Annotated in this window: 15 protein-coding genes; 13 read left to right on the top strand and 2 right to left on the bottom strand. The window is 70.5% G+C overall.

Annotated features, from left to right (window positions below; all coding sequences use genetic code 11):
* Positions 1 to 70 precede the first annotated feature (70 nt).
* The 9 genes from rsfS (at position 71) to lipB (ending at position 8,542) form a co-directional block, all read left to right on the top strand.
* Positions 71 to 448 (top strand): ribosome silencing factor, encoded by a 378-nt coding sequence (rsfS, locus tag BDK63_RS15405; RefSeq protein ID WP_183333536.1) that lies wholly within the window; start codon positions 71 to 73, stop codon positions 446 to 448.
* On the top strand, positions 445 to 912 hold the full coding sequence (gene rlmH, locus BDK63_RS15400) for a 23S rRNA (pseudouridine(1915)-N(3))-methyltransferase RlmH (protein ID WP_183333534.1): 468 nt from the start codon (positions 445 to 447) through the stop codon (positions 910 to 912). Before rsfS ends, rlmH begins: the two co-directional genes overlap by 4 nt.
* Before the next feature lie 27 nt (positions 913 to 939).
* Positions 940 to 2,847, top strand: coding sequence for a penicillin-binding protein 2 (gene mrdA, locus BDK63_RS15395; RefSeq protein ID WP_183333532.1), 1,908 nt, complete (start codon positions 940 to 942; stop codon positions 2,845 to 2,847).
* A 3-nt stretch (positions 2,848 to 2,850) separates the two neighbouring features.
* The gene (rodA, locus tag BDK63_RS15390; protein ID WP_183333530.1) at positions 2,851 to 4,011 is read left to right on the top strand and encodes a rod shape-determining protein RodA; all 1,161 of its coding nucleotides are present in this window, start codon (positions 2,851 to 2,853) and stop codon (positions 4,009 to 4,011) included.
* Positions 4,012 to 4,047: 36 nt separating this feature from the next.
* A complete protein-coding gene (mltB, locus tag BDK63_RS15385) occupies positions 4,048 to 5,130 on the top strand; it encodes a lytic murein transglycosylase B (RefSeq protein ID WP_183333528.1) in 1,083 nt (360 codons plus the stop codon).
* Positions 5,127 to 6,176 carry a septal ring lytic transglycosylase RlpA family protein gene (locus BDK63_RS15380; protein ID WP_183333526.1) on the top strand — a complete coding sequence of 350 codons (1,050 nt, stop codon included), beginning with the start codon at positions 5,127 to 5,129 and terminating at the stop codon, positions 6,174 to 6,176. The genes mltB and BDK63_RS15380 overlap by 4 nt, the downstream gene beginning before the upstream one ends.
* A 44-nt stretch (positions 6,177 to 6,220) precedes the next feature.
* Entirely contained in the window at positions 6,221 to 7,429 is a 1,209-nt protein-coding gene (locus BDK63_RS15375; protein WP_183333524.1) for a D-alanyl-D-alanine carboxypeptidase family protein, read from the top strand.
* A 124-nt stretch (positions 7,430 to 7,553) separates the two neighbouring features.
* Positions 7,554 to 7,865, top strand: a complete 312-nt coding sequence (locus BDK63_RS15370) for an HP0495 family protein (protein ID WP_183333521.1) — start codon at positions 7,554 to 7,556, stop codon at positions 7,863 to 7,865.
* Positions 7,865 to 8,542, top strand: coding sequence for a lipoyl(octanoyl) transferase LipB (lipB, locus tag BDK63_RS15365; RefSeq protein WP_183333519.1), 678 nt, complete (start codon positions 7,865 to 7,867; stop codon positions 8,540 to 8,542). The genes BDK63_RS15370 and lipB overlap by 1 nt, the downstream gene beginning before the upstream one ends.
* Positions 8,543 to 8,576: 34 nt before the next feature.
* Here lipB and lipA read toward each other — a convergent pair whose 3' ends face one another.
* Together lipA and BDK63_RS15355 are read right to left on the bottom strand one after the other, a co-directional pair.
* Complete coding sequence (gene lipA, locus BDK63_RS15360) at positions 8,577 to 9,629, bottom strand: lipoyl synthase (protein WP_183333517.1); 1,053 nt, start codon at positions 9,627 to 9,629, stop codon at positions 8,577 to 8,579.
* 202 nt (positions 9,630 to 9,831) lie between these two features.
* The gene (locus tag BDK63_RS15355) at positions 9,832 to 10,815 is read right to left on the bottom strand and encodes a LysR family transcriptional regulator (RefSeq protein ID WP_183333515.1); all 984 of its coding nucleotides are present in this window, start codon (positions 10,813 to 10,815) and stop codon (positions 9,832 to 9,834) included.
* 146 nt (positions 10,816 to 10,961) lie between these two features.
* On the opposite strand from BDK63_RS15355, the gene BDK63_RS15350 reads away from it, so the two are divergent.
* The 4 genes from BDK63_RS15350 to BDK63_RS15335 all read left to right on the top strand — a co-directional run bounded on the left by BDK63_RS15350 (position 10,962) and on the right by BDK63_RS15335 (position 17,960).
* Positions 10,962 to 11,915, top strand: coding sequence for an ATP-binding protein (locus BDK63_RS15350; protein WP_183333513.1), 954 nt, complete (start codon positions 10,962 to 10,964; stop codon positions 11,913 to 11,915).
* 127 nt (positions 11,916 to 12,042) lie between these two features.
* Positions 12,043 to 14,601 (top strand): DUF3141 domain-containing protein, encoded by a 2,559-nt coding sequence (locus tag BDK63_RS15345; RefSeq protein WP_183333511.1) that lies wholly within the window; start codon positions 12,043 to 12,045, stop codon positions 14,599 to 14,601.
* A gap of 258 nt (positions 14,602 to 14,859) precedes the next feature.
* On the top strand, positions 14,860 to 17,499 hold the full coding sequence (gene topA, locus BDK63_RS15340; protein ID WP_183333509.1) for a type I DNA topoisomerase: 2,640 nt from the start codon (positions 14,860 to 14,862) through the stop codon (positions 17,497 to 17,499).
* Positions 17,496 to 17,960 carry a DUF6586 family protein gene (locus BDK63_RS15335; protein ID WP_183333508.1) on the top strand — a complete coding sequence of 155 codons (465 nt, stop codon included), beginning with the start codon at positions 17,496 to 17,498 and terminating at the stop codon, positions 17,958 to 17,960. The genes topA and BDK63_RS15335 overlap by 4 nt, the downstream gene beginning before the upstream one ends.
* Positions 17,961 to 18,130: the final 170 nt, after the last annotated feature.

Genomic DNA, 18,130 nt, shown 5'->3' with positions numbered 1-18,130 from the left:
GAACGAGCGCTGCCAGCCGGCGGTCAAGGCGTTACAATGGCGGTTCAACGACATTCAGACAGAAGACCCTATGCATATTGACGCACTCAAGACTCTGGTGGTGGACGCCCTGGAGGATCTCAAGGCCAAGGACATCGCCCAGCTGGATGTCTCGACGCTGACCAGCGTGACCGACCTGATGGTGGTCGCCAGCGGTACCTCCACCCGCCACGTGGCGGCCCTGGCGGCCAGCGTGGTCGAGAAGGCCAAGCAGGCCGGCCTGCAGCCGCTGGGCGTCGAGGGCGAGAACGGCGCCGACTGGGTGCTGGTGGACCTGGGGGATGTCGTGGTGCATGTGATGCTGCCCGAGACCCGCCAGCTCTACGACCTGGAGCGCCTGTGGGCCGACCTGCCCAGCGATGCCGACCGCGCCGCCCGGCGCGACGGGGGCGAGGTCCGCGGGGCATGAGAGTCCGCCTGCTGGCGGTGGGGACCCGCATGCCGGCCTGGGTGACCCAGGGGGTCGAGGAGTACCGCAAGCGGCTCCCCCGGGACTTCGCCCTGGAGGTGGAGGAGATCGCCCCGGGCCAGCGTGGCAAGAATGCCGATATCCCGCGGGCCATGGCCCTGGAGGCCGAGCGGATACGGGCCCGCCTGCGCGGCGACGAGCAGGTGGTGGCGCTTGAGGTGGGCGGCAAGGCCTGGAGCACCGAGCAGCTCGCCGAGCAGGCCGAGGCCTGGCGCCTGGAAGGCCGGGACGTGGCGCTGCTGGTGGGCGGCCCCGATGGCCTCGAGCCGGGGCTCTCCGCCGCCGCCGACCAGCGCTGGTCGCTCTCGCCGCTGACCCTGCCCCACCCGCTGGTGCGCATCCTGCTGGCCGAACAGCTCTATCGCGCCTGGACGCTGATGGTCGGCCACCCCTATCACCGCTGATGAGCCAGCCGCCTGGTGCCGAGTCCCATGCGCAAGACCCGCCAAAACCTGAAGAGCCCCGAACAGGAGCTGCGCATCTTCCGCATGCGCGCGCTGCTGGCCGTGGTGCTCGTCTTCGCCCTCACCGGGCTGCTGATGGGCCGGCTGGCCTATCTGCAGGTGGTCCAGCATGAGGTCTACAGCACCCGCTCCGAGAAGAACCGCGTGCGGGTCGAGCCGCTGCCGCCGACCCGCGGCCTGATCTACGACCGCAACGGCGTGCTGCTGGCCGAGAACCGGCCCACCTACAACCTGACCCTGGTGCGCGAGCGGGTCGACGACCTGGACGCCACCCTGGCGCTGCTGGTGGAGCTGCTCGAGCTGCCCGACGAGGAGGCCGAGGCCTTCCGGGTGCGCTCCCGCCAGCGCCAGCGCCCCTTCCAGCCGGCACTGCTGATGAGCGACCTGGACGAGGCGCAGATCGCCCGGCTGGCGGTCAACCGCCACCTGCTCCCCGGGGTCGAGGTGGAGGCCCAGCTGCTGCGCTACTATCCCGATGCCGAGGTGATGGCCCATGCCCTGGGCTACGTGGGGCGCATCAACGCCGAGGAACTGCAGACCCTGGATGCCGGCCGCTACGCCGGAACCCACTTCATCGGCAAGACCGGGGTGGAGCGCTACTACGAGGATGCCCTGCATGGCCAGGCGGGGCTGCGCAAGGTCGAGACCAATGCCCGCGGCCGGGTGCTGCGCGAGCTGGGGCGCACCGACCCGGTGCCCGGCCAGAACCTGACCCTGACCCTCGACAAGCAGCTCCAGACCCTGGCCTACGAGCTGCTCGACGGTCGCCGCGGCTCCATCGTCGCCATCGTGCCGGCCACCGGCGAGATCCTCGCCATGGTCTCGGCCCCGGGGTTCGACAGCAACCAGTTCGTCACCGGCATCGACGTCGCCTCCTACCGCGCGCTGCAGGAGGACCTCGACCTGCCGCTCTACAACCGGGCGATCCGCGGCCACTACCCGCCAGGCTCCACCATCAAGCCCTTCCTGGCCCTGGCGGGGCTGGCCGAGGGGGTGATCACCCCGGACAAGACCGTCTTCGATCCGGGCTACTACCAGCTGCCCAACGACTCCCGCCGCTACCGCAACTGGCTGCGCTGGGGGCATGGCCGGGTCGACATGGAGCGCTCCATCGCCGTCTCCAACAACACCTACTACTACTCCCTGGCCCACGACCTGGGTATCGACCGGCTCCACGAGAACATGGACGCCTTCGGCTTCGGTCAGCGGGTGGGGCACGACGTGTTCGGCGAGAGCACCGCGCTGATGCCCTCCCGGGACTGGAAGCGCGGGCGCTTCAACCAGCCCTGGTATCCCGGCGAGACCCTCTCGGTAGGCATCGGCCAGGGCTACTGGCAGGTCACGCCGCTGCAGCTGGCCACCGCCACGGCGGTACTGGCCAACCGCGGGGAGTGGGTCAAGCCGCGCCTGGCGAGCCGCATCGGCGATGAGCCGGTCCCCCTCGACCTGCCCGAGACCCCGGAGGACATCACCCTGAGCAACGACGCCTGGTGGGACCGCATCTACGCCGGCATGGAGAAGGTGCTGACCGGCAGCGAGGGCACGGCGCGGCGCACCGGGGTCGGCCTGGAGTACCGCATGGGGGGCAAGTCGGGCACCGCCCAGGTCTTCTCGCTGGGCCAGGACCAGAAGTACAACGCCGAGGAGCTGGCCGAACGGCTGCGCGACCACGCCCTGTTCATGGCCTTCGCGCCGCTGGAGGAGCCGCAGATCGCCGTCTCGGTGATCGTCGAGAACGCCGGCGGCGGCAGCACCCATGCCGCCCACCTGGCCCGGGCCATGACCGATGCCTGGCTGCTCGAGGACGAGGAGCCGGATATCGAGGAGCTTCGCGAGGTGCTCGAGAATGACGACGGCAGCGTGGCGGGGAACTGACCCATGGCGATGATCGATCTCTCGCGGGTGCTGCGCGCCCATCCGGTTCGCCCGCCGGCCAGCGGCATCGCCCGCCGCCGCAGCCTGTGGGAGCGCCTGCACCTGGACCCCTGGCTGCTGGCCATGCTGCTGGTGCTGATGGTCGCGGGCCTGGCGGTGCTCTACAGCGCCAGCGGGCAGCGACCGGCCGCGGTGACCGCCCAGGCCCTGCGCTTCGGGGTGGCGCTGGTCGTGATGTTCCTGATCGCCCAGCTATCGCCCACCACTCTGCTGCGCTGGGCGCTGCCGGTCTACCTGGCCGGGGTGCTGATGCTGGTGGCGGTGGAGCTGGTGGGGGACATGGGCATGGGGGCCCAGCGCTGGCTGGTGATCCCCGGGGTGATCCGCTTCCAGCCCTCCGAGCTGATGAAGCTGGCCATGCCGCTGATGGTGGCCGCCTACCTGAGCCGTCGCGAACTGCCGCCGCGGCTGCGGGACCTGGCGGTCTGCGCGCTGATCATCGGCGTGCCGGTGGCGCTGATCGCCAGGCAACCGGACCTGGGCACCTCGCTGCTGGTGGGGTCGGCCGCGGTCTTCGTGGTGCTGCTGGCGGGGCTCTCCTGGCGCTTCATCCTGGGGCTGGGGGTGCTGGCTGCCGCGGCGCTGCCGCTGCTGTGGATGAACCTGCACAACTACCAGCGCCAGCGGGTGCTGACCTTCCTCGACCCCAACAGTGACCCGCTGGGCTCGGGCTGGAACATCATCCAGTCGACCACCGCCATCGGCAGCGGCGGGGTATTCGGCAAGGGCTGGCTGCAGGGCACCCAGTCCCAGCTGGAGTTCCTGCCGGAACGCCACACCGACTTCATCGTGGCGGTGCTGGGCGAGGAGTTCGGGCTGGTCGGCATGCTGGCGGTGCTGCTGCTCTACCTGCTGATCATCACCCGCGGCCTGTGGCTCGCCGCCGGCGCCCAGGACACCTTCGGGCGCCTGGTGGCCGGCAGCATCATCCTGACCTTCTTCATCTACGTGTTCGTCAACGTGGGCATGGTCAGCGGCATCCTGCCGGTGGTCGGCGTGCCGCTCCCGCTGGTCAGCTACGGGGGGACCTCCAGCGTGACCTTGATGGCCGGTTTCGGTATTCTCATGGCCATCCACGCCCATCGCCGGCTGCTGCCGCGCTAGCGCCGGCAGTTGGCACTTCCAGGGAGAGGCAACAGCATGACGGTGTCCCGTTTTCATGGATCGAGCGCGCTGGCCTGGGCCGTCGGCACCGGCCTGTCGCTGCTGGCGGCCACGGCCGCCGCAGCAACGGCCGCCGCAGCGGACTTCGACCCCCGCCGGCACGACGCCACCCGCGCCCTGGTCGGCGAGCTGGCCGAGAAGGGCATCGAGCGCGACTGGCTGGAGCGGGTGATGGGCGAGGCCGCCTTCCAGCAGGGCGTGCTGGATGCCATGGCCGGCGCCGCCGAGCGCCGCCTGCGCTGGGACGAATACCGCCGGATCTTCCTGCAGCCTGAACGCATCCATCGCGGAGTGACCTTCATCGAGGCGCACCGCGACGCCTTCCGTCGCGCCGAGGCCGAGTACGGGGTGCCCCCCGAGGTGATCGCCGCCATCATCGGCGTCGAGACCAGCTATGGCCGCTTCACCGGTCGCCATCGGGTGCTCGACTCCCTGGCGACCCTGGCCTTCCACCACCCGACGCGGGGCGACTTCTTCCGCGGCGAGCTGGGCGCCTTCCTGGAGATCACCCACGAGCAGGGGGTCGAGCCCGGCGAGCTGCAGGGCTCCTATGCCGGCGCCATGGGCTACCCCCAGTTCATCCCCACCAGCTACCGCGCCTATGCGGTCGACTTCGACGACGACGGCATCCGCGACCTCTGGACCAACCCGGTGGATGCCATCGGCAGCGTGGGCAACTACTTCGCCGAGCACGGCTGGCGCGCCGGCGAGCCCCTCTACCACGAGGCCGAGGGCCCCGCCCCGCCGCCGGCCGACATCGACTTCAACCGGGCCGCCCGCCCGCCCGCCGTGCCGGCGGCCGCGCTCGCCGACGCGGGCCTCGAGGTTCCCGAGGGGCTGGCAGAGGAGCATCGCCTGCTGCCGGTGTCGCTGGAGGACGGGGAGCAGAACTGGCGCTACGTGCTGGGCGAGCACAATTTCTACGTGATCACCCGTTACAATCACAGCCACCTGTATGCCATGGCGGTGATCGAGCTTGCCGAGGCGATCGCCGACGCCCGGGCGCTGGACGCCCACTGGCTCGAGGCGGTGAGCCGCGTTGCCGAGGAGGCCCCATGAACCCCTTGCCGATGCTGATGGTGGTGGCCCTGCTGGCCGGCTGCGCCGGTGGGGGAGGCAGTGCCCCTTCCGGCCCGCGGGATAGCGGTGCCGCGCCGGCCGCCACGCCCGCTGGCGGCGGAGGGCGCTACGCCATGACCGGCGACGCCTACCCCATGGAACCGCCGGATGTCAGCCGGGTGCCGGATGCGGTGCCGCGCCTCGAGGCGCCCTCCCGGGGCGGCAACCGGCCCACCTACGAGGTGTGGGGCAAGACCTACCAGGTACTGCCCGATGCCCGCGGCTATGCCCGCCAGGGCACCGCCTCCTGGTACGGCGAGAAGTTCCACGGCTACGCGACCTCCAACGGCGAGATCTATGACATGTACAAGATGTCCGCCGCCCACCGGTCGCTGCCGCTGCCGACCTATGCCCGGGTGACCAGCCTGGACAGCGGCAACTCGGTGATCGTGCGGGTCAACGATCGCGGCCCCTTCCACAACGACCGCGAAATCGACCTCTCCTACGCCGCCGCGGCGCGTCTGGACATCCTCGACCGGGGCACCGGGCGCGTGAAGGTGGAGGCGATCGACGTGGAGCGGTGGCTGGCCGAGAACGGCGGGGCGCGCAGCAACGGCACCGCCGCCGCGGTCGCGCCGCCTGCCCGCCAGGCGGCCAGCCAGGTGGTCTCTGCCCCTGCGCCGCAGGCCGCTCCTGTGGCGCAGGCCGCACCGTCCGCCAACGGGGCTGCCGCCTCTGGCGGCAGACCCGCAGAGGGCCGCCCGGCTGACGGCAGCCCCACGGATGGCCGCCCCGCGGATGGCCGCCCCGCGGATGGCCGCCCCATCTACCTGCAGATCGCCGCCCTGGGCTCCGCCGAGAGCGCCCAGGCCCTGAAGTCGCGCCTGCAGGCCGAGCTCTCCCACCCGGTGCGGGTGGAGGCGGCCACCGGCATGCATCGTGTCCAGGTGGGCCCGCTGGCCCATGCCGGCCAGGTGGATCCCGTGCGCGACGAGCTGCGTCGCGCCGGCTTCGACCAGGCCTTTATCGTCAACGGCGCCCCGTGAGGGCGCCCGACCCCTTACCGCAATCCCCGATGAGATCCGTCCCCATGAGAGAGCTGTTTTCCCCACGTCGTTTCCGGGCGGTGCTGCTGGGCCTGCTGCTGGTGGTGCCCCTGGCGCTGGCCCAGGGCGTTCCGGTGCCCCAGCAGCCACAGCCCCAGACCATGATCCCGTCGCCGCCCCAGCTGGCCGCCAGCTCCTGGATCCTGATGGATGCCGACAGCGGCCGGGTACTGGTCGAGCACAATGCCGACGAGCGCCTGCCCCCGGCGAGCCTCACCAAGCTGATGACCGCCTACCTGGTGGAGCGCGAGCTCGACCGCGGCAATATCGCCCTGGACGACATGGTGCGGGTCAGCGAGAACGCCTGGCGCACCGGCGGCTCCAAGATGTTCATCGAGGTGGATACCCAGGTGGCCATCCGCGACCTGCTGTACGGGATCATCATCGCCTCGGGCAACGATGCCAGCGTCGCGGTGGCCGAGCACCTCTCGGGCGGCGAGGCCCCCTTCGCCGATCTGATGAACCAGCACGCCACCCGGCTGGGGCTGCACAACACCAACTTCCAGAACGCCACCGGCCTGCCCGGGGAGAATCACTACTCCTCGGCCCGCGACATGGCGCTGCTCTCCCAGTACATCATCAACGACTACCCCGAGCACTACGCCATCTACGCGGAGAAGTACTTCACCTACAACGATATCCGCCAGCCCAACCGCAACCGCCTGCTGTGGCGCGACCCCACCGTCGATGGCCTCAAGACGGGGTGGACCACCGAGGCGGGCTATGGCCTGGTGGCCTCCGCCAAGCGCGACGACATGCGCCTGATCTCGGTGGTCATGGGCACCAGCTCCGAGGAGGCCCGGGCCCAGGAGACCCAGAAGCTGCTCAGCTTCGGCTTTCGCTACTTCGAGACCCTGAAGCTCTACGACCGCGGCTCGGTGCTCAACACCCCGCGGATCTGGGGGGGCGACAGCAATGAGCTGCGCGTCGGCGTCGACCGCGACGTGGTGATGACCGTGCCCCGGGCCCGCAACGAGGAGCTCACCGCGCGCCTCGATATCCGCGCCGACCTGGCCGCCCCGATCCAGGCCGGCGAGCGCGTCGGCACCCTGGAGGTGCGCCTCGGCGAGGAGGTGGTCGGCGAGCAGCCGCTGGTGGCCCTGGAGACCGTCGAGGAGGGCGGCCTGGTCAAGCGGCTCATCGACCAGGTGCGGCGCTTCTTCAGCAACCTGATCGGCGGCTGGTTCGGCTAGTCCATCGGCCCGTCACCAGGGGGCAAGGAACAGGGCGTCCTGGCCCCCTTGATCCTTGCCAACTGGCCGCTGGCCGCCGGCTTGCGTAAAATGGCGGGATATTCACGACTCGCCGGAAGGCTCCATGAACGACAAGTCACTGCGTGATCTGCGCGCCCCCGGCCGCCCGGCGGGCGGCAAGCCGCCGAAGATCACCTTCCCCTGCCGCTACCCCCTCAAGGTGGTGGGCGATGCCGCCGAGGATTTCGCCGCCAGCGTCTGCCAGATCGTCTCCCGCCACGATCCCGAGTTCGACCCCACCGTGATCGAGGTGGTGCCGAGCCGCAACGGGCGCTTCCAGTCGGTGCGCCTGACCATCCGCGCCACCGGCGAGGCTCAGCTGCAGGCGCTGTTCGTCGAGCTCAAGGCCACCGGCCGCGTGCACATGGTGGTGTGATGGCGGCCGCTCCTGTCCTGCCCCCCGTCGAGCTGCATCGGCTGGGCCGTCGCCCCTACGAGCCGGTGTGGCAGGCGATGCGCGATCTCACCGACGCCCGCGATGCCGGGACCCCGGACCAGTTCTGGCTGGTCGAGCACGACCCGGTGTTCACCCAGGGGCGCGCCGGCAAGCCCGAGCACCTGCTGATGCCCGGCGACATCCCCGTGGTGGCGACCGACCGCGGCGGCCAGGTGACCTACCACGGCCCCGGCCAGGTGGTGCTCTATCCGCTGATCGACGTGCGCCGGGCGGGGCTCGGCGTGCGCGAGCTGGTCAGCGCCCTGGAGAATGCGGTGATCGACCTGCTGGCGGAGCACGGGGTCGAGGCCCGGGCGCGCCCCGATGCGCCGGGCGTCTACGTGGGGGAGGCCAAGATCGCCTCGCTGGGGCTGCGCATCCGCCGCGGCGGCAGCTTCCACGGGGTGGCCCTCAACGTCGACGGCGACCTCTCGCCGTTCCAGCGCATCAACCCCTGCGGCTACGCCGGCATGGCGATGACGCGCCTGGCGGACCTGGTGGACGACTGTCCGGATGTGGCGGCGGTGGGGGAGCGCCTGGCGGCGTGCCTGGCGCTCGAGCTGGGCAGGACCCTGGGACAAGCGTCAAGGCACAAGCTACAAGCAAACCCCTTGTAGCTCGGTACCTCGGTTGGATACTGCTCCTGAAGCTTTAGCCGACGTTGACCGCGTCGATGCGGTCGGGATCGGGCTGCTGGCCGGGGACCTCGGCCGGGGCGGCCAGGCCCAGGTTGTTCTTCTCGAAGACCCGGTCGGCGCGGTAGCTGGAGCGCACCAGCGGGCCCGAGGCCACCTCCATGAAGCCCTTCTCCAGGCCGATGCGGCGAAAGCGCTCGAACTCCTCGGGGGTGACGTAGCGCTCCACCGGCAGGTGGTTGCGGGTCGGGCGCAGGTACTGGCCCAGGGTGACGATATCCACGCCGATCTCGCGCAGGTCGTGGAAGGTGGCCAGTATCTCCTCCTCGGTCTCCCCCAGGCCCAGCATCAGGCTGGTCTTGGTCAGCACCTCCGGCTTGTGCCGCTTGGCGTGGGCCAGCACGTCCAGGGTCTTGCGGTAGCCGGCGCGGGGGTCGCGCACCCGGCGGGTGAGGCGCTCCACGGTCTCCACGTTCTGGGCGAAGACCTCCAGGCCCGAGTCCACCACTGCCTCGATGGCGGCAGGCACGCCGTCGAAGTCCGGGGTCAGCGCCTCGACCACCACCTCGGGGGTGTTGGCCTTGATGGCGCGGATGCAGGCCGCGTAGTGGCCGGCGCCGCCGTCGTCGAGGTCGTCGCGGTCCACCGAGGTCAGTACCACGTAGCGCAGGCCCATCAGCTCCACCGACCTCGCGGTATTGGCCGGCTCCTCGGCGTCCAGCCACCCCTTCGGGTTGCCGGTGTCCACGGCGCAGAAGCGGCAGGCGCGGGTGCAGACCGAGCCCATCAGCATGATGGTGGCCGTGCCGTTGCTCCAGCACTCGCCCATGTTGGGGCAGTGGGACTCGGCGCAGACGGTGCTCAGGCGATGGGCGCTGACGTTGCGCTTGACGGCCTCGAAACGCTCGCCGCCGGGAATCTGGGCGCGCAGCCACTTCGGCTTGCGCCCCAGGTCGGGGCCATCGCCCTCCTGGCGGCGCTGTTTCATGCCGTCCTTGATGGCGGCGAAGCCCTGCTCGGTGCGGAACTTCTCTCCGCTGGGGATCGGTTTCGAGGTGTTGTCGCTCATAGGGTGGGAACCCCTCCGCTCGGCGGCTGCGAGGGCCATGGGTGGCGAGACGATGCCGACCGGGGGCGTTGCCCGGGTGAGCCCCGCATGGCGCGCAGACTGTTACGTGGGTTGCAGGCGGCTAATCTACCACAGCCGCGCCGGGCGGGGACAGACACCCGGCGGCGCGTGGCACCGCCACCCGGCCTCGCCATGATGCCGGTCAGGAACCGATCGGCAGGCAGATCACGCCGTGGTTGGGCATGGGGCGAGGCGGGGCGTTGAAGTGGTCGTGGAAGTCCGCCAGGTGCTGGCGCACGAAGCGCAGGAAGAGCTTGGTGACCGGGGTGGGGAGGCGCTCCCGGGGGTAGACGGTGCACCAGGAGTGGCGCAGCGGGAAGCCCGGCAGCGCGAGCGTCTCGAGCAGGCCGGCCTCGATCTCCAGGCGGACCGCCAGGCGCGGCAGCACCGCCACCCCCAGCTGGGCCATGACGCCCTGCTTGACCGCCTCGTTGGTGCCCAGCTCGATGCAGTGGGCCAGGTGCACATCCTGGTCGGCCGCCACCTCCTCGAAGGCGCTGCGCACGCCGGAGCCGGGCTCGCGCATCAGCACATAGTGGCGGGCGAAGTCCTCCAGGGTCGCGGACGGGGCGGAGAGCAGCGGGTGGCCGGGCCACACCACCGGCACCATCTCGTTGTCGAGGATCGGCATGAACACCAGGCCGCGGTCCTCGGGGACCCGCGCCATGATCACCAGGTCGTCGCGCTGATCGGCCAGGCGTTCCAGGGCCTGGCTGCGGTTGCAGACGCGCAGCCGCACCCGCACGTTGGGATAGTGGGCGCGGAAGCGCGCCAGCAGGTGGGGGACCACGTACTGGGCGGTGGAGACCGCGGCCAGGTTGAGCTCCCCGCTGATGGTGCCCGACATGTCGGAGAGGGTCATCTGCAGGCGCGAGACCTGGCCGAAGATCGCCCGTGCCGAGGCGGCCAGGGCATCGGCGGCCGGCAGCACGTGCAGGGTCTTGCCGGCATACTTGAACAGCGGCTGGCCCAGCGCCTGCTCGAGCTGGCGGATCTGGGCACTGACCGCCGGCTGGGTCAGGCCCAGGCGCTCCGCCGCCCGGGAGTAGGACTGCCGGTCGTAGACGGCCTGGAAGACCTGAAGCTGGCGGAAGGTCAGCCTGTTGAGCAGCTTGGGCGTGGTCATGGTCGGGGCGGCGCCGTGGGGCCTCTTGCCTGTCTTGCTGTCATGCTAGCACCGCAGGCCGTGCGGCGGCCACGGCGCGACACCGGCTCCGTCCGGCGAGATTATCGGATATCCTTGGCGCTTGTGCCTCTCGACCCGGATCGACCATGTGCCCGTCGCCCCTTCGCCTGCCGACGCCAGAAGACACCGAGCCCGCCCCCGGGGTGGCGCTGGTGGCCACCGGGCAGGCGGGGCTGCGGGTGCGCCAGGCCTGCGAGGAGCTGGGCCTGGCCTGCCTGGTTGCCCCGCCGGCGCCGGCCGAGGCCGTGGTGGAGCAGGCCCTGGCGGCGGGCTGCCGGGCGCTGCATCCGGGGGAGAACGGTGCCGGGTCCCAGCTCGCGCTGGCCCGTGCCTGCGGGCGGGCCGGGCTCGCCTTCGTGGGCCCCAGGCCGGCGTTGATCGAGGCGATGCACGACGGCGAGGCGATCCGCCTGCTGATGCGCGAGGCCGGGGTGCCGCTGGCCGAGGAGGGTGCGACCGGGCCGCGGGTACGAGTGCCGGTGCTGGCCGACCGCCTGGGGGGCCTGCGTTTCCTGCCGGCGCGGGACCGGGTCCATCCCGGGCTCGTTCGGGCGCCGGTGGCCTGGCTGACCCCGGAACAGCGCGCCTACCTGGGGCAGCTTGCGCTGCAGGGGCTGGCCGGCCTCGGGCTCGTCGGCCTGGTCTCCCTCGACTTCCGGGTCAGCGGCAATCGGCTCGGTTTTGCGGCCATGCAGCCGGGGCTGGACGGCAGCGAGGCGCTGGACGAGGCGCTGACCGGCGTGGACCCGGTGGTCGAGCAGCTACGGCTGGCGGCCGGCGAGCGGCTGCGGGATCGCCAGGCGGCCCTGGCCCCTCGCGGCCATGCCCTGCAGTGGCGGCTCTTCCCGGAGGCGGGCGCCGGCTTCTCGGGCGGCCCGGGGCTGCGCCTCGACCGCCCCCTCGAGGCCCCCGGCGAGGCCCGCCTGCTGGCCTGGGGCCGCCGCCCCGAGGAGGCGATTCGCCGGGGGCGACGCGGCCTGCGGGAGCTGCTGGGCGAGGCGCCGGCGGAGGCGATGCTGACGGGACTCGCCCCTCGCTGACATGCAGTCGTCACCGACCTATTTCTCGCGTGAGCGCAGGATCTGCGCTATATTGCAATGCAGCAAAGCTCCTCGTCGACAGGCCTGGAGCCACTTTCCCCTGATTCCGCAACGCCAGGAGCTCGTGATGAACCTTCCGATGCCGACACCCCCGGCAGCCGCGCTGTCCTTCCTGGATCCGTTCGGCTTTGGACGCGCCGCCGGTCGCTACTGGCTGGATGCCTTCGAGCGAAGCGTGCTCTACATGGACGTGATGCGCGTTCGTGGCAACCAGTACCTCGAGCATATCGAGAAGACCAAGCCCAGCGTGCTGGGCTTCGATGCCGAGGTGCTGATCGACGGTCGCGACCTTGCGCGGCCGGTCAACTACGAACTGCTGCGTATCCTGCCCCCCGAGGGGCTGGAGACCGATCCCCAGATGCGCCCCTTCGTGGTGGTGGACCCGCGTGCCGGCCACGGCCCGGGTATCGGCGGCTTCAAGCCCGACAGCGAGATCGGCGTGGCGCTGCGCGCCGGCCATCCCTGCTACTTCATCGGCTTTCTCCCCTATCCGGTGGATGGCCAGACCGTCGAGGACGTGGTCGAGGCCGAGGTCACCTTCCTGCGCCACGTCAACGAGCGCCACTCCCAGAGCGACGCTGAGAAGCCGATGGTGGTGGGCAACTGCCAGGCGGGTTGGCAGATCATGATGGCGGCGTCCCTGGAGCCCGACCTGTTCGGCCCCATCCTGATCGCCGGGGCGCCGCTCTCCTACTGGGCGGGCGAGCGTGGCCGCGCGCCCATGCGCTACACCGGCGGCATGACCGGTGGCAGCTGGGTGACCTCGCTGGTCAGCGACCTGGGCGACGGCCACTTCGACGGCGCCTGGCTGGTGCAGAACTTCGAGAACATGAACCCGGCCAACACCTACTGGGCCAAGCAGTATCGCCTCTACGCCAACGTGGACACCGAGGCCAGCCGCTATCTGGAGTTCGAGCGCTGGTGGGGCGGCCACGTGGTGCTGGGCGGCGACGAGATCCAGTACATCGTCGACAACCTGTTCGTCGGCAACCGTCTCTCCACGGCCCAGATGGTGACCTCCGACGGCCGGCGCATCGACCTGCGCAACGTCCGCTCGCCGGTGGTGGTGTTCTGCTCCCAGGGCGACGACATCACGCCGCCGCCCCAGGCGCTGGGCTGGGTGCGCGACCTCTACGAGGGCACCGAGGACATCATTGCCAACGAGCAGACCATCGTCTACTGCGTGCATGACTCCACCGGCCACCTGGGCATCTTCGTCTCGGGCAGCGTGTCCCGCAAGGAGCACGCCGAGTTCACCGCCAACATGGACTACATCGACGTGCTGCCGCCGGGGCTCTACGAGACCACCGTCTCCACCGCCGCCGAGCGCGAGGATGCCGAGCTGATCGAGCGGGACTTCCTGCTGGAGTTCTCGCCGCGCACCATCGAGGAGCTCGACCACTACGTCCAGCACGCCCCGGAAGACGATACCCGGTTCGCCACCGTGGCCCGCATCTCGGAGATCAACCTGGGCCTCTACCGGCTCTTCGTGCAGCCCTGGGTGCGCGCCCTGGCCACGCCGGAATCGGCGAAGTGGCTGCGCCGCATGCACCCCAACCGCCTGGGCTACCGCCTGCTCTCGGATCGCAATCCGCTGATGACCGCGGTGCCGGTGCTGGCCGAGCGGATCCGCGCCGACCGCCACCTGGTGGACGAGGACAACCTGTTCCGTGTGCTGGAGACGATCGCCTCCGACCAGATCACCGGCAGCCTCAACGCCTGGCGCGACCTGCGTGACGGCGCCATCGAGCGGATGTTCCTCGACCTCTACGGCCAGCCGCTGCTGCAGTCGCTGGTGGGCCTGGGCGGTGACGCCCATGTGCATCGCCGTCGCCCCGGCGCCGAGCCGGAGCACCGCCGCTTCATCGCCCGTCGCCAGGCCGAGCTGCGCGAGCACATTGCCGAGGGGGGCAGCCACGAGGCCGTCATCCGTGCGCTGATCTTCGTGCTGGGCGGCGCGCCCTCCACCGACGAGCGCAACTTCAAGCGCCTGCGCGCCTCCCACGCGGAGCTCGAGCCGCAGCTCTCCGTGGCCGACTTCAAGCGCCTGATGCGCGAGCAGTTCTTCATTCTCAAGCTGGACCGCGAGGCGGCCGTCGAGGGGCTGCCCGAGCTGCTCAAGGGCCAGTCCGCCGAGCAGATCGCCGGGCACCTCGAACATATCGAGCACGTGCTGGCGGCCAGCGGGGAGCTCTCCGAGCATTCCGCCGACCGGATGGCGCGGGTCAAGGGGCTGTTCGAGCAGGCCATCGACCAGGCGCCCCTCATCGAGGCCGAGTCGCGCGCCGAGGCCGAGGCCTGGGTCGGCAGCCAGGCGGAGGCCCAGCGCCTGGCGTTCAGCAGCGTGGAGGACCTGATGGAGTCGCAGCTGGTGGCCGCCAAGGCCGAGCCGGTGGCAGCCGACACGCCTGCCGCGACGGTAGCGACGAAGGTCGAGCCCGCCGCCAAGGCAGAAGCGTCGGACGAGTCTGCGGCCAAGGCCGAGCCGACGGCCAAGGCAGAAGCGTCGGACAAGCCCGCCGCCTCGCCCGTGCCGAAGGCCGAGGCAGCGCCTGCCGCCAAGCCGGCCACCTCGCGGCGGCGCACCACCACCCCGCGCCGCAAGCCTGGAGGCGGCAAGCGCTGATCGCGCCTTGCCACCGGGCCATTCTCGCCCCCGCCGCTCGCCGCGGCGGGGGCGATGTCGTTGTGGCGGGTGCCTTGCCCAGAGCGCCCTCGGCGGTCTAGGGTCAGAAGGCCGCCACGGCCCTCGCGCCGAGGCGTGACTGGCGTGATGCACGGCGCTGGGGTAGGGTAAGCGCATTTTTCACCCGCCGCGGATGGGCGGGAAGGCATCGTCAGGTGCGCCCTCGCGGGGCGCGCCATGCACATATCGTGGAGCACTATGGGCAAGTCACTGGTCATCGTCGAGTCGCCGGCCAAGGCCAAGACGATCAACAAGTATCTCGGCAACGACTTCATCGTGAAGTCGAGCGTGGGTCATATCCGCGACCTGCCGACCAGCGGCTCGGGCAAGGCGGCTTCGGATCCCAAGGAGCGTGCGCGGCAGGCCGCGGCGACCCGCAAGATGTCGCCGGACGAGAAGGCCGAGTACCGGAAGCGCAAGGCCCAGGAGCAGCTGATCCGGCGCATGGGGATCGACCCCGAGCACGACTGGGAGGCCCACTACGAGATCCTGCCGGGCAAGGAGAAGGTGGTCGCCGAGCTCCAGAAGCTTGCCCAGAAGGCCGACACCGTCTATCTCGCCACCGACCTCGACCGCGAGGGGGAGGCCATCGCCTGGCACCTTCGCGAGACTATCGGCGGCGACGATGCCCGCTACAAGCGCGTGGTCTTCAACGAGATCACCAAGAACGCCATCCAGGAGGCCTTCCAGGACCCCGGCACGCTGAACATCCCGCGGGTCGAGGCACAGCAGGCGCGGCGCTTCCTGGATCGGGTGGTGGGCTTCATGCTCTCGCCGCTGCTGTGGGCCAAGATCGCCCGGGGCCTCTCGGCCGGGCGGGTGCAGTCGGTGGCCATGCGCCTGATCGTCGAGCGCGAGCGCGAGATCCGTGCCTTCGTGCCCGAGGAATTCTGGGACGTCCACGCCGACCTGGTCCCGCAGGTCGACGGGGCCGGCGGCGAGCCGGTGCGCTTCGAGCTGGTGCGCCAGGACGGCAAGGCCTTTCGCCCCACCTCGGAAGCCGAGACCCAGGAGCGCATCGCCGCGCTGCGCAAGGCGAGCCTTGCGATCACCGCCAGGGAGGATAAACCGACGCGTTCCAAGCCGAACGCGCCCTTTATCACCTCGACCCTGCAGCAGGCCGCCAGTGGCCGGCTGGGCTTCTCGGTGAAGAAGACCATGACCCTGGCCCAGCGCCTCTACGAGGCGGGCTACATCACCTATATGCGTACCGACTCCACCAACCTGTCGAAGGATGCGGTGGAGAGCGTGCGCGAGTTCATCGGCGAGGAGTTCGGGCCGCGCTACCTGCCCGAGGCCCCCAACCGCTACTCCAGCAAGGAGGGCGCCCAGGAGGCCCACGAGGCGATCCGCCCCTCCGACGTGGGCCGCCGCGCCACCGACCTGGCCGGCATGGAGCGCGACGCCGAGCGGCTCTACGAGCTGATCTGGCGCCAGTTCGTGGCCTGCCAGATGACCCCGGCCGAGTACCTCTCCAGCACCCTGACCGTGGAGGCCGATGGCTACGAGCTCAAGGCCAAGGGGCGCGTGCTCAAGTTCGACGGCTATACCCGGGTGATGAAGCCCGCCGGCAGGAACGAGGACCAGTCGCTGCCGGACCTCGCCGAGGGCACCCCGATGACCCTGGCCTCCCTGAACCCGCTGCAGCACTTCACCAAGCCGCCGGCCCGCTACACCGAGGCGAGCCTGGTCAAGGAGCTGGAGAAGCGCGGCATCGGTCGGCCCTCCACCTACGCCTCGATCATCTCGACCATCCAGGATCGCGGCTACGTCAAGCTGGAGAACCGGCGCTTCTACGCCGAGAAACTCGGCGACATCGTCACCGAGCGCCTCAAGGAGTCCTTCCCCGACCTGATGGACTTCTCCTTCACGGCGCGCATGGAGGACAGCCTCGACGAGGTGGCCGAGGGCGAGCGCAACTGGCGCGCGCTGCTCGACGCCTTCTATGCCGAGTTCAGGAAGGAGCTCCAGGAGGCCGAGAGCGAGGCGGGGATGCGCCCCAACCAGCCGGTGCCCACCGACATCGACTGCCCCAGCTGCGGGCGCAAGATGCAGATCCGCACCGCCTCCACCGGGGTCTTCCTGGGCTGCTCGGGCTACAACCTGCCGCCCAAGGAGCGCTGCAAGACCACCATCGACCTTCTGCCCGGCGAGGAGGCGGTGGCCGCCGACGCCGACGAGGAGGCCGAGACCGATGCCCTGCGGGCCAAGCACCGCTGCGGAAAGTGCGGCACCGCCATGGACAGCTACCTGATCGACGAGACCCGCAAGCTTCACATCTGCGGCAACAGCCCGGACTGCGACGGCTACGAGGTGGAGCAGGGCAAGTTCCGCATCAAGGGCTACGACGGCCCCACCATCGAGTGCGACAAGTGCGGCAGCGAGATGCAGCTCAAGTCCGGCCGCTTCGGCAAGTATTTCGGCTGCACCAGCAGCGAGTGCAAGAACACCCGCAAGCTGTTGCGCAATGGCGAGGTGGCGCCGCCCAAGATGGACCCGATCGACATGCCGGAACTCGAGTGCCAGAAGGTCGAGGATCACTACGTGCTGCGCGACGGGGCCAGCGGCCTGTTCCTAGCGGCGAGCAAGTTCCCCAGGAACCGCGAGACCCGCCCGCCGCTGGTCAAGGAGCTCAAGGCCCACGCCGAGGAGCTCCCCGAGAAGTACCGCTACCTGCTCGACGCGCCCACGGAGGACCCGGACGGCCGCCCGGCCCAGATCCGCTTCTCGCGCAAGGCCAAGGAGCAGTTCGTGATGACCGACGAGGGGGGCAAGGCCACCGGCTGGAAGGCCACCTTCGATGGTAACCGCTGGCAGGTGGAGGACAAGCGCAAGTGACTCCGCGATCCCGCACCAACCAGCTGCTCTACCAGGCCGAGCTGCTGCTCGACACCCCGCCGGGCGACGACGAGCACGCCGAGGCGCGGCGCATGGCGGCCGAGGAGGGGGCCCTGGCGCTCGCCGAGCTGGCGCTGCAGTCGCTGCTGCGCGAGGTGACCGAGCACGCTCGCCTGGAGCGCCACGCCTGGCGCGAGCTGCTCGGCACCGAGGGGGCCGGCATCGCCGAGCTGCACCGCCTGCGCGAGCTGGCCGCCCGCCCCGACAGCTGGCTGGCCTGGCTGGTCGGCAGGCTCGAGGCGCTGCACTCGAGCGACGGCGTGGCTCGCCGCCGCAGCGGGGCCGCCGCCGGGCTGATCGCCGTGGGCAGCGGGGCGGCGCTGGGCGACGAACTGCGCTGGTGCCTCGCCGAGGCCAAGGCCGAGATCGCGGCCCTGCGCGAAACCAGCGAGGAGTGGTAGCTCTCCGACGATTGCGAGTACAGCATGGCGAGGAGCGCCGCGGGCAGGCCGGAAAGTGGGTCCTATGCCAGGGAAGGCATCGGTAGCGCCCAGGGATGATGAGATGGTCTCCTCCCCCTTTAACGGCGTCGCAATGCGCCAGAATGGAAGAGACATCCATTCAAGGATCG

Source organism: Halomonas campaniensis (assembly GCF_014193375.1).
GTDB lineage: Bacteria > Pseudomonadota > Gammaproteobacteria > Pseudomonadales > Halomonadaceae > Halomonas > Halomonas campaniensis.
Note: the sequence above shows the minus strand (reverse complement) of the source record. Positions and strands in the feature narration are given on the sequence as shown.